At 66.5% G+C, this 15,960-nt stretch carries 16 protein-coding genes; 12 read left to right on the forward strand and 4 right to left on the reverse strand.

Translation table 11 applies throughout. The features are described 5' to 3' along the window. The first annotated feature begins 152 nt into the window (after positions 1-152). The 12 genes from secY (at position 153) to truA (ending at position 9,861) form a co-directional block, all read left to right on the forward strand. Positions 153-1,466 carry a preprotein translocase subunit SecY gene (gene secY / locus ACFZDK_RS01835; protein ID WP_390968759.1) on the forward strand — a complete coding sequence of 438 codons (1,314 nt, stop codon included), beginning with the start codon at positions 153-155 and terminating at the stop codon, positions 1,464-1,466. Next, a complete protein-coding gene (locus ACFZDK_RS01840) occupies positions 1,466-2,122 on the forward strand; it encodes an adenylate kinase (protein ID WP_390968760.1) in 657 nt (218 codons plus the stop codon). Before secY ends, ACFZDK_RS01840 begins: the two co-directional genes overlap by 1 nt. A gap of 664 nt (positions 2,123-2,786) precedes the next feature. Beyond that, positions 2,787-3,872, forward strand: a complete 1,086-nt coding sequence (locus tag ACFZDK_RS01845) for a hypothetical protein (RefSeq protein ID WP_390968762.1) — start codon at positions 2,787-2,789, stop codon at positions 3,870-3,872. A 391-nt stretch (positions 3,873-4,263) separates the two neighbouring features. After that, the gene (locus ACFZDK_RS01850; RefSeq protein WP_390968764.1) at positions 4,264-4,512 is read left to right on the forward strand and encodes a hypothetical protein; all 249 of its coding nucleotides are present in this window, start codon (positions 4,264-4,266) and stop codon (positions 4,510-4,512) included. A gap of 145 nt (positions 4,513-4,657) precedes the next feature. Further along, a complete protein-coding gene (gene map, locus ACFZDK_RS01855) occupies positions 4,658-5,494 on the forward strand; it encodes a type I methionyl aminopeptidase (RefSeq protein ID WP_390968766.1) in 837 nt (278 codons plus the stop codon). Positions 5,495-5,733: 239 nt separating this feature from the next. Continuing rightward, entirely contained in the window at positions 5,734-5,955 is a 222-nt protein-coding gene (gene infA, locus ACFZDK_RS01860) for a translation initiation factor IF-1 (protein WP_003948620.1), read from the forward strand. Between the two features lie 29 nt (positions 5,956-5,984). Then, positions 5,985-6,098, forward strand: coding sequence for a 50S ribosomal protein L36 (gene rpmJ / locus ACFZDK_RS01865; RefSeq protein ID WP_003998809.1), 114 nt, complete (start codon positions 5,985-5,987; stop codon positions 6,096-6,098). 194 nt (positions 6,099-6,292) lie between these two features. After that, a complete protein-coding gene (rpsM, locus tag ACFZDK_RS01870) occupies positions 6,293-6,673 on the forward strand; it encodes a 30S ribosomal protein S13 (protein ID WP_031167100.1) in 381 nt (126 codons plus the stop codon). Between the two features lie 65 nt (positions 6,674-6,738). After that, positions 6,739-7,143, forward strand: a complete 405-nt coding sequence (gene rpsK / locus ACFZDK_RS01875) for a 30S ribosomal protein S11 (RefSeq protein WP_003956432.1) — start codon at positions 6,739-6,741, stop codon at positions 7,141-7,143. Between the two features lie 146 nt (positions 7,144-7,289). Further along, complete coding sequence (locus tag ACFZDK_RS01880) at positions 7,290-8,312, forward strand: DNA-directed RNA polymerase subunit alpha (RefSeq protein ID WP_003966937.1); 1,023 nt, start codon at positions 7,290-7,292, stop codon at positions 8,310-8,312. 86 nt (positions 8,313-8,398) lie between these two features. Continuing rightward, the gene (gene rplQ, locus ACFZDK_RS01885; protein WP_390968769.1) at positions 8,399-8,896 is read left to right on the forward strand and encodes a 50S ribosomal protein L17; all 498 of its coding nucleotides are present in this window, start codon (positions 8,399-8,401) and stop codon (positions 8,894-8,896) included. Between the two features lie 119 nt (positions 8,897-9,015). After that, complete coding sequence (gene truA / locus ACFZDK_RS01890; RefSeq protein ID WP_390968771.1) at positions 9,016-9,861, forward strand: tRNA pseudouridine(38-40) synthase TruA; 846 nt, start codon at positions 9,016-9,018, stop codon at positions 9,859-9,861. A gap of 4 nt (positions 9,862-9,865) precedes the next feature. Here the strand turns inward: truA and ACFZDK_RS01895 are convergent, their stop codons facing one another. Genes ACFZDK_RS01895 through ACFZDK_RS01910 form a run of 4 tightly spaced genes read right to left on the reverse strand, consistent with a single transcriptional unit; the run spans position 9,866 to position 15,798 of the window. Further along, positions 9,866-11,947: an SGNH hydrolase domain-containing protein gene (locus ACFZDK_RS01895; RefSeq protein ID WP_390968773.1), complete on the reverse strand. Its 2,082-nt coding sequence runs from the start codon at positions 11,945-11,947 to the stop codon at positions 9,866-9,868. 35 nt (positions 11,948-11,982) lie between these two features. Next, positions 11,983-13,080, reverse strand: coding sequence for a sugar phosphate nucleotidyltransferase (locus ACFZDK_RS01900; RefSeq protein ID WP_390968775.1), 1,098 nt, complete (start codon positions 13,078-13,080; stop codon positions 11,983-11,985). A 15-nt stretch (positions 13,081-13,095) separates the two neighbouring features. After that, on the reverse strand, positions 13,096-14,325 hold the full coding sequence (locus ACFZDK_RS01905) for a glycoside hydrolase family 113 (protein ID WP_390968777.1): 1,230 nt from the start codon (positions 14,323-14,325) through the stop codon (positions 13,096-13,098). 21 nt (positions 14,326-14,346) lie between these two features. Continuing rightward, on the reverse strand, positions 14,347-15,798 hold the full coding sequence (locus ACFZDK_RS01910) for a glycosyltransferase family 2 protein (protein ID WP_390968779.1): 1,452 nt from the start codon (positions 15,796-15,798) through the stop codon (positions 14,347-14,349). Positions 15,799-15,960 lie beyond the last annotated feature (162 nt).

The following is a 15,960-nucleotide window of genomic DNA, read 5'->3' on the forward strand; positions in this document are numbered from 1 at the left end:
ACCGGGGATACCCTCTAGTGGGGTATCCCCGGTTGGTCGTTCCTCGGGGGCACGGTCGCCGGTAAGGTGGCCTGCGCTGTTCTTTTTTCTTATTCGTCGAACCTCAAGACCGTCACCCTTGACGCAGTTGCGCGGGGGTCGCAGGAGGCACCGTGCTCACCGCGTTCGCCCGGGCGTTCAGGACGCCCGACCTGCGCAAGAAACTGCTCTTCACGCTCGGGATCATCGTGGTGTACCGGGTCGGCACCCATGTCCCGATCCCCGGCGTCAACTACAAGGCCGTCCAGACGTGTGTGAACGAGGCCTCGGGCAACCAGGGCCTGTTCGGTCTCGTCAACATGTTCAGCGGCGGTGCGCTGCTCCAGATCACGATCTTCGCGCTCGGCATCATGCCGTACATCACGGCCAGCATCATCCTTCAGCTGCTGACCGTGGTCATCCCGCGCCTGGAAGCCCTGAAGAAGGAGGGCCAGGCGGGTACGGCGAAGATCACGCAGTACACCCGTTACCTGACGGTGGCGCTCGCCATCCTGCAGGGCACCGGCCTGGTCGCCACCGCGCGCAGCGGCGCTCTCTTCTCCGGGTGCACGGTCGCCTCCAGCATCGTCCCGGACCAGGCGATCTTCACCACCATCACGATGGTCATCTGCATGACCGCCGGTACGGCCGTCGTCATGTGGCTCGGTGAGCTCATCACCGACCGCGGCATCGGCAACGGCATGTCGATCCTGATGTTCATCTCGATCGCCGCGACCTTCCCGTCCGCGCTGTGGGCCATCAAGAAGCAGGGCACCCTGGCCGGCGGCTGGATCGAGTTCGGCACCGTCGTCCTCGTCGGCCTGGTCATGGTCGGCCTGGTGGTCTTCGTCGAGCAGGCGCAGCGTCGTATCCCGGTGCAGTACGCGAAGCGGATGATCGGCCGCCGTTCCTACGGTGGTACGTCCACGTACATCCCGCTCAAGGTGAACCAGGCCGGTGTGATTCCGGTCATCTTCGCCTCGTCGCTGCTCTACATTCCGGCGCTCGTGGCGCAGTTCGCCGGCGGTGACTCGGGCTGGAAGCGGTGGGTCACCACGAACCTCACCAAGGGCGATCACCCGGTTTACATCACTTCGTACTTCTTGCTGATCGTTTTCTTCGCGTTCTTCTACGTCGCTATCTCCTTCAACCCCGAGGAAGTAGCCGACAACATGAAGAAGTATGGTGGCTTCATCCCGGGCATCCGGGCTGGCCGACCGACCGCTGAGTACCTCAGCTACGTACTCAACCGGATCACCTGGCCGGGTTCGCTGTATCTGGGACTGATCGCTCTCGTACCGACGATGGCGTTGGTTGGTTTTAAGGCAAACCAGAACTTCCCGTTCGGTGGTACCAGCATCCTGATCATCGTGGGTGTGGGCCTTGAGACGGTGAAGCAGATCGAGAGCCAGCTTCAGCAGCGCAATTACGAAGGGTTCCTCCGCTGATGCGTATCGTCCTCGTCGGGCCGCCGGGCGCTGGTAAGGGAACGCAAGCCGTTCGCCTTGCCGGGGAGCTGAAGATCCCGCACATCTCCACGGGCGACCTCTTCCGCGCCAACATCAGCCAGGAGACGGAGCTCGGGAAGCTCGCGAAGTCCTACATGGACGCCGGCAACCTCGTCCCCGACGAGGTCACCATCGCGATGGCGAAGGACCGCATGGAGCAGCAGGACGCCGTGAACGGCTTCCTGCTGGACGGTTTCCCGCGCAACGTCTCGCAGGCCGAGGCGCTGGACGAGCTGCTGCAGACCGAGGGCATCAAGCTGGACGCGGTGCTGGACCTGGAGGTTCCCGAGGAGGAGGTCGTCAAGCGGATCGCCGGTCGGCGCATCTGCCGCAACGACTCCTCGCACGTGTTCCACGTGACGTACAAGCAGCCGGCCAAGGAAGGCGTCTGCGACGTCTGCGGCGGCGAGCTGTACCAGCGGGACGACGACTCCGAGGCCACCGTGCGTACGCGCCTCGAGGTCTACCACACGCAGACCGAGCCGATCATCGACTACTACAAGGCGCAGGGGCTGGTGGCCACCATCTCCGCGCTCGGCAAGGTGGAAGAGGTCACGACTCGCGCCATGGAGGCGCTGCAGCGCGACGAGGACTAGAAGTGCCGTGAAGATCTCGGAATCGCGCCCGGCTCACGCTGGTGTGAGCTGACTGACACTCATCGGGACGTGGGTGTCGATTCGGGCGACCGCGGCGAGATCTTCCACTGCCTTCCAAGCCCTGTTGTCCTGTCCTGGCGGATGGCCGGCCTTTGCCATCCGCTGGGCCTGTTGATGGCTCCGAGGACCGCGAACGAAACGCACGATCACCGTACATGTGGGCCGCCCCTGGCTGGGGCGGCCCACATTGGCATGTGCGGCCGTATAGGGGCGGGCCGGCCTCTGCTCCGCATAGGGCTATGGCATAGATCACCTCAGGTGGAGGGGCTCTTACCTAATGTGCTTTCAGCGCGCTCAATCCTGTTCGCATCTGTCCCGATTGGTAGCGCATTGAATTCCTGCTTCCGTTTGGAATCCCTTCGTCCGCTCACCCTCCGTCACCACGGGCGACCCTCAAATGAACCTCAAATCTGTTCATCTGCTGATCACACTCGCTTAAAGTCGCTGATCAGCCGGACGAATTATTTCGTTGACGAACTCTGGTTGAACCGGTTTTCTTTCCTGTGGGGGTACTGGCATGAAACCCGGGCAACTGGTCCGTGAGGATCGCGGGCCGGCTTCTGGTGCGCGACGCCGGAAAGTCCGTCCTTTCGTGGTGGCAGGCATGGCCGCGATCCTTGTCGGGGCCGGAATTACGGTGGCGCTGGCCACAACCGGCGATGATGCTCCGGAGCGGCCCGTGAGCAAACCCGCGGGCATGGTGGCGCATCCGGATCAGTCGCCGCCGAGGGAATTGATTGCCGCGGGGAAAGTCGCCGTCTCGGCGTACTACACGGTGCGGGTGGAGAAGCGGGCGCATGGCGATGGAGCCCTTGTCTACACATGGAGCCTCCTGAACTCCACCACCGGTCGATATGAGAAGACCGACTGGGCCTGGCTCGATGTGGCACCGGGGATGAAGACCGCCGCGGTCTTGGAACGCGGTCTGCCGGTCAACCGCATTGGGCTGGTGGATCTCTCCACCGGCAAGGTGGAACGGTGGATAAAGACAGATCATGGCGTTGGCGGTGTGCAGTTTTCGCCGGATGGCAAGCGCCTGGTGGCAACCACCTATGACGCCAATCCTGATGGGCTTTTCAAGGACGCGTCCTACCGGTTGAACGGCAAGGTGGTGCCGGGGCCGAAGCCGAGCCGTACGGGGTTTTATGTCATCGATGTCGCCTCTGGTCGGGCGGATTTCACTGCGCGCCCGCCCAGGAAGGACGACCACGGGTTCGTCGTCGGCGGCGGGCGCCAGGACCTCGGCTGGAGCCGTGACGGCACGCTGCTGTGGGAGCCCTGGGATACCAAGGTGGGCAGGGTTTTCTACCGCGTGGACGGTGAAGAGGTGCCTGCCCCCAGGTCGGAGAAGGAACTGAGATCCCCGCGAGCGATCCTCTCCCCCGACGGGAAGCTGGTGACAGGCCAGTACGCGGGCGACGGTGACCAGATCGTCTCCGAGGTGTTGGATGTCAGGACCGGGAAGCGCGACGCACTCGTGCCCGGTCAGCAGCTGCTGGCCTGGGCTGACGACGATTGGCTCATCGCCTTCAGGTGTGATCCCGAGCAATGTGAACCCGGTAAGGGTGAGTTCCGAAACCAACTCATCCTTACCAGCCTGGACGGAAAAGACGTTATCCCCCTTTCCGGCTTCCGGGATTCTGACCTTCGCGACCCCAGTCGCTGGACTCCGATCCTCAGCAATCGCTGACCTACTGAGCGGGACTCTGGCTACCGCGAGCTCTGGGTCTTGTCGCCTTCGGCGTCCGGATTCAGCGGCGCTGGGAGTTTCCGTACGCCTGACTGGTGCTCGTATTTTTGATTCCCCTACTTATCAAGAGTCGATTGACCGTGGACATTCAGAAACTTGATCGGTAGGGTAAAGCTGGATCACCGGAACCGCCCCAAAGCGGTTCTGCAGATTGGTTGGGCCGGTTTAAGGCCCATGAGTAAAAGGGGTGGGAAATCGAATGACTAAGACCACGATTAGGCGTGTGGCAATGGCCGCCGCGGCCGCAGCCACAGTGGTTGGTTTTGCGAGTGTTCCGGCTGCAGCAGCGACTGGCGGCCAGATCGTCTACCTTCCGTCCAGCCGTGGCTTCATGGAGTACTGGGACGACGGTGACAAGTTCGAGGTCTGCGACACCAAGGCTGACGGCTACGGCGTCACCGGGAAATTGCGGACCGCCGTCGACGGCCAGATCCAGGAGGTCTTCACCATCGACGACGGTGGTGACAGCGGCTGTGACTGGAAGACCCACGACATCATCGGCCGCCAGGCGTACGACATGATCGTGAACTGGCACGGCAACAACGACTGGTACGGCTCCGTGTACTTCTCCGAGTCCTGAGCACAGTGCTCCAGCGAAGCCCCGGTCGGTGCGACCGGGGCTTCGTCGCGCTCGACGTGCTGCTTCCCGCCCCGTTCGATACGGGCCAGAACGTACGCGTATCCTGGAGCGCCGTGATTCCAGTGGCCAGGAGGCGCAATCCATCGTGGTGGAACTCAAGACCCCGGAGCAGATCGCCAAGATGCGTGAGGCGGGGCTGGTCGTCGCCGCCATCCACGCGGCCACTCGTGAGGCCGCGGTGCCCGGCGCCACCACCAAGGACCTGGACGAGGTGGCCCGCAAGGTCCTCGCCGAGCACGGCGCCAAGTCGAACTTCCTCGGCTACGGCGGTTTCCCCGCCACCATCTGCACGTCCGTCAACGACGTGGTCGTCCACGGCATCCCCTCCGAGGACGTCGTCCTCAAGGACGGCGACATCATCTCCATCGACTGCGGCGCGATCGTCGACGGCTGGCACGGCGACGCCGCATACACCGCGTTCGTGGGCTCGGGGCACGCTCCGGAGCTGATCGAGCTCTCCCGGGTGACCGAGGAGTCGATGTGGGCCGGCATCGCGGCGATGAAGCAGGGCAGCCGCCTGGTGGACGTGTCCCGGGCGATCGAGACGTACATCCGCCGGCAGCCGAAGCCGGGCGGCGGCAAGTACGGGATCATCGAGGACTACGGCGGCCACGGCATCGGCACCGAGATGCACATGGACCCGCACCTGCTGAACTACGTCGACCGGCGGCGCGGCAAGGGGCCGAAGCTGGTGCCCGGGTTCTGCCTGGCCATCGAGCCGATGGTGTCGCTGGGGACGCCGCGGACGGAGGTCCTGGAGGACGACTGGACCGTCATCACGACGGACGGGACCTGGTCGTCGCACTGGGAGCACAGTGTGGCGCTGACCGAAGAGGGGCCCCTGGTGCTGACGGCGCCCGACGGGGGCAAGGCCAAGCTGGCCGAGCTGGGGATCACGGCCGCGCCGGATCCGCTGGGCTGAGCACCGTTCGAAGCCGTGGCTCCGGTGAGGACCGAGCGCGCCGTTCCTGGTGCCCCTGAAGGGGCGCTTCAGCGGGGCGCGCTTAACGATCTGCCTTGTGGGGCAGGATCTCTCGATTCGTCTTTCCGGGTGCGCTGACGTAGACTGACTCGTCGGCTCTCGTGCACCCGCATGTCCGCATGCACCCGAGAGGGGAAAGTGCGGGAGTCGATCAAGGTAGTCGATTCGAAGGGCGAAGCGTGGCCAAGAAGCAAGGTGCCATCGAGATCGAGGGCACTGTCGTCGAGTCTCTTCCGAACGCCATGTTCAAGGTCGAGCTCCAGAACGGCCACCAGGTCCTGGCACACATCAGCGGCAAGATGCGTATGCACTACATCCGCATCCTCCCTGACGACCGGGTCGTGGTGGAGCTGTCTCCGTACGACCTGACGCGTGGCCGGATCGTCTACCGCTACAAGTAGATCCCTCTGACTCGGAGAACCTCAATCCCATGAAGGTCAAGCCGAGCGTCAAGAAGATCTGCGACAAGTGCAGGGTGATCCGCCGTCACGGTCGGGTCATGGTCATTTGCGAGAACCCGCGCCACAAGCAGCGCCAGGGCTGACGCACGACCGATCCCTCTGCATCGACATCGCAGAGATTCGCGCGACGCGAGCTGAATTTGTTCATACGCAGGACCCAGGTGCCGAAGGCGCCTGACACCCCCGGTTCGGAGGCCGGGGACCCAGTTCGTACCTGGTACGGCGGCTGGGAACCGGTTCTGCGGAAGACCTCCGAAGATCACCAGGAGCCATTGAAGTGGCACGCGTTTCCGGTGTTGACATCCCGCGCGAAAAGCGCGTGGAGGTCGCCCTCACCTACGTGTTCGGCATCGGCCGGACGCTCTCCCAGCAGACGCTGGCCGAGACCGGTATCGACCCGAACACCCGTGTTCGCGACCTGACCGAAGAGCAGCTGGTCGCCATCCGCGAGTACGTCGACAACAACATCAAGACCGAGGGTGACCTCCGTCGCGAGATCCAGGCCGACATCCGCCGCAAGGTCGAGATCGGTTGCTACCAGGGTCTGCGTCACCGTCGCGGTCTGCCCGTCCGCGGTCAGCGCACCAGCACGAACGCCCGCACCCGCAAGGGCCCGCGTCGCGCCATCGCCGGCAAGAAGAAGCCGGGCAAGAAGTAGTCCGCAGCGGACCTCTGTCCACGGTCTTCGCTGTAGGACCGACCACCTCCCGTAGGAGTTAGTAGATGCCCCCCAAGGGTCGTCAGGGCGCTGCCAAGAAGGTGCGCCGCAAGGAAAAGAAGAACGTCGCTCACGGCCACGCGCACATCAAGAGCACGTTCAACAACACGATCGTCTCCATCACGGACCCGTCCGGCAACGTGATCTCCTGGGCCTCCGCCGGCCACGTCGGCTTCAAGGGCTCCCGGAAGTCCACGCCGTTCGCCGCGCAGATGGCCGCCGAGTCGGCTGCCCGCCGCGCCCAGGAGCACGGCATGCGCAAGGTCGACGTGTTCGTGAAGGGCCCGGGTTCCGGTCGTGAGACCGCGATCCGCTCCCTGCAGGCCACGGGCCTCGAGGTCGGCTCCATCCAGGACGTCACCCCGACCCCGCACAACGGCTGCCGTCCGCCGAAGCGCCGTCGCGTCTGACGTCGCTTCGCAGGGCTGCCCGGGCGGTACGGCTCCGTAAGGGGCGTACCGCCCGTACCCTTGCAGTACCCGTGCTGTGTGTATGCGGCGCGGTCCCGTAGGACGTCAAATAGCGGGCGTCCACGAAAGAAGGATCTGATCCACACATGCTGATCGCTCAGCGTCCCTCGTTGACCGAAGAGGTCGTCGACGAATTCCGCTCCCGGTTCGTGATCGAGCCGCTGGAGCCGGGCTTCGGCTACACCCTCGGCAACTCGCTTCGCCGTACCCTCCTGTCCTCGATCCCCGGCGCTGCTGTCACCAGCATCCGGATCGACGGCGTGCTGCACGAGTTCACCACCGTGCCGGGCGTCAAGGAGGACGTCACCGACCTGATCCTCAACATCAAGCAGCTGGTCGTCTCCTCGGAGCACGACGAGCCGGTCGTGATGTACCTGCGCAAGCAGGGTCCGGGTCTGGTCACCGCCGCCGACATCGCGCCCCCGGCCGGTGTCGAGGTGCACAACCCCGACCTGGTCCTGGCCACGCTCAACGGCAAGGGCAAGCTGGAGATGGAGCTGACGGTCGAGCGTGGCCGCGGTTACGTCTCCGCCGTCCAGAACAAGCAGGTGGGCCAGGAGATCGGCCGTATTCCGGTCGACTCCATCTACAGCCCCGTGCTGAAGGTGACGTACAAGGTCGAGGCGACCCGTGTCGAGCAGCGGACCGACTTCGACAAGCTGATCGTCGACGTCGAGACGAAGCAGGCCATGCGGCCGCGCGACGCCATGGCGTCGGCGGGCAAGACCCTGGTGGAGCTGTTCGGTCTCGCCCGCGAGCTGAACATCGACGCCGAGGGCATCGACATGGGCCCGTCCCCCACGGACGCGGCGCTGGCGGCCGACCTCGCGCTCCCGATCGAGGAGCTCGAGCTGACCGTCCGTTCCTACAACTGCCTCAAGCGCGAGGGCATCCACTCCGTGGGTGAGCTCGTGGCGCGTTCCGAGGCGGACCTTCTGGACATCCGCAACTTCGGTGCGAAGTCCATCGACGAGGTCAAGGCGAAGCTGGCCGGCATGGGCCTGGCCCTCAAGGACAGCCCGCCCGGATTCGACCCCACGGCCGCTGCCGACGCCTTCGGCGCCGACGACGACGCGGACGCGGGTTTCGTGGAGACCGAGCAGTACTGATCGGTCGTATGCCGATGGGCAGCCGCTCATCGGGTTCCTGACTCCGGTACCTGACACGGCCGGGGCAGACACACAGGAGAAGAACAATGCCGAAGCCCACCAAGGGTGCCCGTCTGGGCGGCAGCGCCGCGCACGAGAAGCTGCTCCTCGCGAACCTCGCGAAGTCGCTGTTCGAGCACGGCCGTATCACCACCACCGAGGCGAAGGCCCGCCGCCTGCGCCCGTACGCCGAGCGTCTGGTCACCAAGGCGAAGAAGGGCGACCTTCACAACCGCCGTCAGGTGCTCCAGGTCATCACGGACAAGAGCATCGTGCACACGCTCTTCACCGAGATCGGTCCGCGCTACGAGAACCGTCCGGGTGGCTACACCCGCATCACCAAGATCGGTAACCGCCGTGGCGACAACGCGCCCATGGCTGTCATCGAGCTGGTCGAGGCGCTGACGGTCGCGCAGCAGGCCACCGGCGAGGCCGAGGCCGCCACCAAGCGTGCGGTCAAGGAGGCCGAGGAGACCAAGGTCGAGGAGACCAAGGTCGACGAGGTCGAGGAGACCGAGGCTGCCGAGGAGACCAAGGAGGCGTAAGCCGTCCTTGGGCTGCCGGTCTGTTGTGGCTGGTCGCGCAGTTGCCCCTGACGGGGCGCACCAGTGGGCCCGTTCCGATAGGGGACGGGCCCACTTTCATGTCCTGGGAGGATTGTCGGGTGAGTGACGAAGTTCAGCCCGGTTACGTCCGTGTCCGTCTCGACCTGTCGTACGACGGGTCCCACTTCCACGGCTGGGCCAAGCAGGCCGGCGGGAAGCGGACCGTGCAGGGGGAGATCGAGGACGCGCTGCGGGTCGTCACGCGGTCGCAGGACACGGTGTACGAGCTGACCGTGGCCGGGCGTACGGATGCCGGGGTGCACGCGCGGGGGCAGGTGGCGCATGTCGATCTGCCGGCCGGGGTGTGGGAGGAGCAGCGGGAGAAGCTGCTGAAGCGGCTCGCGGGGCGGCTGCCGAAGGACGTGCGGGTGTGGTCGGTCGGCGAGGCGCCGGCGGGGTTCAACGCGCGGTTCGCGGCGCTGTGGCGGCGGTACGTGTACCGGGTCGGGGACCGGCCGGGCGGCGTGGACCCGTTGCTGCGCAACCACGTGCTGTGGCACGACTGGGAACTGGACGTCGACGTCATGAACGCGGCCGCCAAGTCACTCGTCGGGGAGCACGACTTCGCCGCCTACGCGAAGAAGCGCGAGGGCGCGACGACGATCCGGGAGATCCTGGACTTCGGGGTGAGCCGGCGCGGCGACGGGGTCGTCGAGATCGAGGTCCGGGCCGACGCCTTCTGCCACAACCAGGTGCGGTCGATGGTCGGCGCGCTGCTGTTCGTGGGGGACGGGCACCGGGGCGTGGAGTGGCCGCGGAAGGTGCTGGACGCGGGGGTGCGGGACAGCGCCGTGCACGTCGTACGACCGCACGGGCTGACCCTGGAGGAGGTCGCGTACCCGGCGGCCGACCAGCTGCTGGAACGGCAGCGGCAGGCTCGCCGGGTGCGGGTGCGGACGGTCTGAGGGGTCAGCCGGCGAGGACCTTCTTGAACTTCGGTTCCAGGTACGGGGCCAGGGAGCTGGCGTAGCTGCCGCTCATGTGGCTGTAGTCCCAGTAGACGACATGTCCGCCGATCACGGCCGGGCAGAAGCCGTCGGCGCAGAAGGCGGGGATCGTGTCGACGACCTTGAACCCGTACTGCTGGGCCGCTTCCCGTTCCATGAGTCGGAACTCGGCCCGGTCGATCACCTCCGTGGACGGGCGGGTGCAGGTGCCGATGTCGTCGGAGTTCTGGGCGAGGCAGTCCGGAACGGAGCGGTTCGGGTACGGCGTGTCCGTGAGGTAGACCAGCTTCGCTCCGGTGGCCTTCAGCCGCTTGAAGGTCTGGTCCGCGCCCTCCTCGGTGGTGGTCCCCTGGACCCGGTTGGCGACGACGAGCACGTCCGGATGCAGCTGGTCGATCTTGTCGAGAGCCGTCTTCCGCCAGCTGGTGCACTCGGTGTAGTCGCGCCCGAGATCCTCACGGGTGATCTTGTATGCCTCAGGCGTGCAGCCGCTCTTGATCACGGTGATGACCTTGACGTGCAGCTTCTTGCCGAGTTCGTTGAACGCGTTGCCCCATTGGAAGGCGTGCGAGTCGCCCATCAGCACCATCGTCCGCTTGGCCGTGGTGTCGCCGATCACGCACTCGTCGCGCAGTGAGTAGCCGGTGATGAGCAGGTCGTCGATGCAGCCGAAGTCGCCGCGGTCGTGGGGGGCCTTGAGCAGGGCCGCCTCGCTGATGCTGGGGTGGCCGCGGTCCTTCACGGCCTGTTTGACGGAGGCGATGCCCTGGTAGCCGTTGGCGGCGGCGCCGGAGGCGGTCTGGACCGACAGGTTGAGCGGCACCCGCACGGCGAGGGTCGTGGCGACGGCCGCGGTGGCGGTCAGGCTTAGGCCGACGAGGATGCCGCGCCACGGTATCTGCACGAGCTTGGCGTTGCTCTTCAGGCGCCGTTCGATCAGGTAGTGCGTGACGACGGCCAGCACGAAGGAGCCCGTGGCTACCCGGAAGCGGTCGGAGTAGGTGAACTCGCGGGTGACGATCTCCGGCCACAGGATCAGCATCGGCCAGTGCCAGAGGTACCAGCCGTAGCTGACGTTGCCGACGAAGTCGGTGACCGGGTTGAACAGGATCCGCTCGACGCCGAGGCGGGGGGCGGCACAGCCGCCCGCGATCACCAGGGCGGCGCCCAGCACCGGGCCTCCGACGGCGTATCCCGGCAGCGGGGTCTTCTCCGTGATGAGCAGCGCGGTGACCAGAGTGGTGCCCAGCCCGGCCCAGGTGAGGAAGGCCGCGAAACCCTGGTTCATACGGGACAGGAGCCGGGCGTTGAGGGAGACGAAGACGCCGAGGGCGAGTTCCCACACGCGGGTCTGGGTGCCGAAGTAGGCGAGCGGCTGGTTGGTGTGGGTCTGGATGACCGACAGGTAGAGCGAGCCGCCGATCACGGTGGCCAGGAACAGCCCGATGAAGAAGCGGCTGCGGAAGACGACCCGGCTGATCCAGGCCACGGCGACCAGCGCGAGCGGCGCGACGACGTAGAACTGCTCCTCGATGCCCAACGACCAGAAGTGCTGGTACGGCGACTGGGTGCCGTCGTTGGCGAAGTAGTCGGTGCCGTTCTCGGCGAGGCGCCAGTTGATGAAGCTCAGCGAGGCGGCGAAGCCGTCCGACATGTAGTCGCGGAAACGGAACGGGCTGGCGTAGAGCCAGGCCACGACGGCCGTCACGACGATCACGAGGGAGGCGCCGGGCGCCAGCCGCCGGAACCGGCGGGCCCAGAACTTTCCGAGGGACACCTTGCCGGTCTTGTCGATCTCCGCCAGCAGCTGGCTGCCGATGAGGAAGCCGCTGAGCGTGAAGCTGACGTCGACACCGCCGTGGATGCCGAGGATGCCCGTGTGCATCAGCACGACCATGGTGATCGCGACGGCACGCAGGCCCTGCAGGTCGGGGCGATACTTCCGCAGGCGGTCCTCCTTCGAGGATCTGCGGCGGTGCTGCTCAGCCCGGTGTCCGTGCGGCTGCGTGGGGTCGCCTACCGCGGTGGCTGGATGGGTGGTCACGTCTCTCCCGTAGCTGTCCGGTCGGACCGGCGACTTCAGTGGGCCGTCAGGCAGGCGGCAGCCGTACCGCTGACGCGCACACCTTGGGTGGGAATGCGGATGCCGCACGACAACCGCAGCTGGGCGGGCAGCTCGTTCTCGGCGCCGACATGCGCGTGGCAGCCCACCACGACCTCGCAGAGAAACGATTCATTGCCGATCGAGGAGTCGTGGTCGACCACGGACTCGTGGATCCGGGCGCCCTCGGCCACGGTGACGCGCGCACCGATGATGGAGCGGTCGACGGCCACGCGCGGGCCGATGACCGCGTGCGGGCCGACCGTGGACCCGCCCGTGACGCGGGCGCTCGGGTGCACGGTGGCCGTGGGATGGACCAGGGCCTCGGCCGGCGGTCCCACCAGGGGCGAGGTCGCCCTGCCGGTGACCAGGTCGGCCGACCCGTGGACGAAGGCCAGCGGGGTGCCGAGGTCGCGCCAGTAGTCGTCGGTGGTGTGGCCGAAGACCCGCCCGCCGTCCGCGACGAGCCGGGGGAAGGTCTCCTGTTCGACGGAGACCTCCCGGTCGCCCGGGATGGCGTCCAGCACGGACCGGCGGAAGACGTAGCACCCGGCGTTGATCTGGTCGGTGACGCACTCCTCCTGGGTCTTGGGCTTCTCCAGGAAGGACAGCACCCGGCCGGACGCGTCGGTGGGCACCAGGCCGAAGGCGCGGGGGTCGGCGACCCGGGTGAGGTGCAGCGTCACGTCCGCGTCGTTGGCCTCGTGGTGCGCCAGGACGGCGCGCAGGTCCACGCCGGAGAGGATGTCGCCGTTGAGGACGAGCACCGGGGCGTCGGCCGGGCCGCGCAGCCGCTGCCCGGCGTTGCGGATCGCGCCGCCCGTGCCGAGCGGGACCTCCTCGACGGCATAGGAGATGTCCAGGCCCTCGGAGAAGCCCCGGAACTCCTCCTCGAAGAGGCCGGCGAGATAGGACGTGGCGAACACCAGGTGCTCGACACCGGCGTTCATCAGCTTGGCCACCTGGTGCCGGATGAAGGAGGAGCCCGCGACGCCCAGCAGGGGCTTCGGGGTGTGGTTGGTCAGTGGGCGCAGCCGGGTTCCCTTGCCGCCCACCAGAATGATGGCTTCCTGCATGAATGCCTCGCTCGGTCAGCTAGCGGTGGTGGTGGTCCCGGGGCCTGCGTAGTCGGAGGTGAAGCAGGTCTTGATGGCCTTCTCGGACAGCGGGCGGCCGGCGAAGTCGAGCCGGGAGGCGACCTTGTCGTCGGGCTTGGTGTGGGGGTCGTCGTCGAAGTAGATCGACCACCAGTAGACGCCGCTCATCTTCCGTTCCTGGACCACCTTGCAGACGGCGGTGTACCAGTTGGCCTGCACCTGGGGGTTGACCGCCCGCTTGGTGTAGAAGTCGCCCGGGGCGTGGTAGGCGCCCTTCATGGCGCCGATGCCGGCCTCGGCGACGGTGATCTTGGGCAGGGAGCCGGTGGCCTTTCGGTCCAGCCACTTGTTCCAGCCGTCGACCAGGTCCTGCACCGGGGCGTCGTCGTCGACCTTGACCGGGAAGTACGCGTCGATGCCGAGATGGGTGACCGGCATGGTGATCGGTCCCTCGACGTAGTTGTCCCAGTTCGCGTCGTAGGCGACCTCGCCGCTGAACAACTTCTCGGCGTCGTCCACGACGGTCTCCCAGTGCGCGTCGCCCTCCAGGGAGTTCAGCTCGGTGCCGATGACGAAGGTGGCGGCCTTCTCCTTCTCCGCCGCCTTCAGATACGGGGCGACAAACTTCTCGTACGAGGCGAACCAGGCGCTGCGGTCGGTGGGCTTGATGGCGCCGCGCCAGCCGTTCTCAGCCTTCAGGGAGTGCTCGTCCATCAGGGGCCGGATGGTGGTGCGCAGCCCCGCCTCGTGGAAGATCTCCAGGACGCGGGCGAGCCGGTCGGGGGTCGGGGTCTTGTCCCCTCGGCTGACCGTCGTCGAGGCGAGCTTCCCGGTGAAGAACGGGAAGGAGACGCTGACGGAGTTGGCGTGCAGACCGACCAGATAGTTTGCCTGCAGCCGGGCCTGCTTCTCGACGTACTTCAGGGGGTGCTTGGGGTTGTCCTCCCAGTAGAGCTGGGCGCCCCACTGGGGCATGCCCGGCTTCCACTCCTTGTCCACCTTGGCGACCTCGGCGGTCGGCGAGGTGCCGGCGGAGGTCTTGCCGTCGCCGTTCTTGGAGCCGGTCCTGCGGTTCTGCTCCTTGCCGTCGAGCACCAGGTGGGGTACGAGCGAGCCCGACGACCACTGCAGCGGGTGGTCGCCGACCACGAAGGGGGCCGCGACCACGAGGGAGATGATGGTGACGGGGAGCACGGCGAGCAAGGGCAGGCGTGCGCGCTTCATGTGGGTGACGTCTCTTCCGGGTCAGGCGGGCTTGGCGATGACGACGAACTTGTTCTCCTCGCGGCGGACGAACTTCCACAGGCCCTTGATGCCGCCGATCCCCTCGATGAGGGAGAAGTAGGGCAGCATCACGAGGACGGCCATGGGTTCCCACCACTTGCGCCTGCCGTTGACGGAGGCGATCGCGTTGAGCCGCAGCCCTTCCCAGTACGCCCAGATCACATAGGCGAAGCTGATCGACCAGAGCAGGACGACGGACTGGGTCACGGGGGAGGTGTTCATGTCGCCGATGAACCAGGAGACGAACAGGATCGTGCCGACGTGCTGCAGCGGACCGAGGATCCAGCTGGTCACGCAGATGGTCAGGAACCAGCGGTAGCGCAGCGGCACCTTGCGGTTGAAGCAGAGCGCGACCAGACCCCAGGCCCAGCGCTCGCGCTGCTTGATGAAGTCCTTGGTGTTGGCGGGGGAGGCGCCGTAGCAGCGGCCGTTGAACCAGTCGCTGCGGCCCGGGTAGAGGCGGCAGAAGGTCAGGGCCAGCCGGGCGTCCTCGACGATCTCCTTGGGACCGAAGTCCCAGCCGATCTCCGCCTCGATGGAGGCGCGGATGACGAGCAGCTCGCCGTGGACTCCGGCGGCCGGGGTGCCGAGGCCGGTGAAGGCGCGGAACCGGGCGATGTCGTCGGCTGGACGGATGGCGTCGGCGAACCAGGTCAGCAGGGACACCGCGTTCTCGCGCGGGTACGTCAGGATGCCCTGCGCCATGTGCTTGACCTCTTCGGGGGTCGCACGGCGCTGCCGGTTGATGAACTGGGCGAGGGACGCCGAGGTGTCGGGGCCGACCCCGGTGTCGTCGTCCATGTGCAGCACCCACACGTGGTCGAGGGCCTCGCCCTCCTCGATGCGCAGCTCGTGGGCGTAGTTGTTGGCGCGGGCCTTGAAGCGGGTGCCGTTCTTGGTCTGGTAGGCCTTCGGGACCGTGACCACCCGGATCAGGTGGCTGGTCGCGGCAAGCGCGTCGATGCGCTCGGCGGCCTCGCAGCCCTCCTCGGTGAGCACGTCGACGCGCATGTACGGGAACCACTCCGGCATGTGCTCCACGTAGGAGAGGACGGAGCGCTCCAGGGCCGGGTAGGTGTCGTGACGCCCGATCGTCGGCACCAGCACGATCAGGAAGTCCTGTTCGACCAGGGCCGGCGGCGTCATCAGATGCGCCTTGCGGATCCGGCGGCGGATCAGCACGAAGCCCTGGATCGACACGAGCACTCCGGGCACCGGAAGAGCCCAGCAGATGGTGATCAGCCAGGCCAGCGGCGAGTCGCTGGGCGTGTAGGACCACAGGCTGAAGAGAGTGAGGAAGACCAGCGGGATCAGGAACGGCAGGATGCCCGGTTTCCACTCAGCAGTGCGCTTGGCCAGCTTCGCGGTATGCCGCGAATGCGGGGCTCCCCCGTCGACCACTGTCGATGCCATACGGCTACATGCTCTTCCGTGAGATCGGCGGTCGCCGGACGGCATGGCACAGCGACGGGGCGCGGGTGACACGAGAAACCTCGGTCACGCTCGCCCCGCTCCGGGCCGTGATTTCGCCCCCCGGCGCCTTCTTAGGCGTTCTTCGGCCGGCACAGATGCCCC

It is taken from the genome of Streptomyces sp. NPDC007901, assembly GCF_042959465.1.
Taxonomy (GTDB): Bacteria; Actinomycetota; Actinomycetes; order Streptomycetales; family Streptomycetaceae; genus Streptomyces.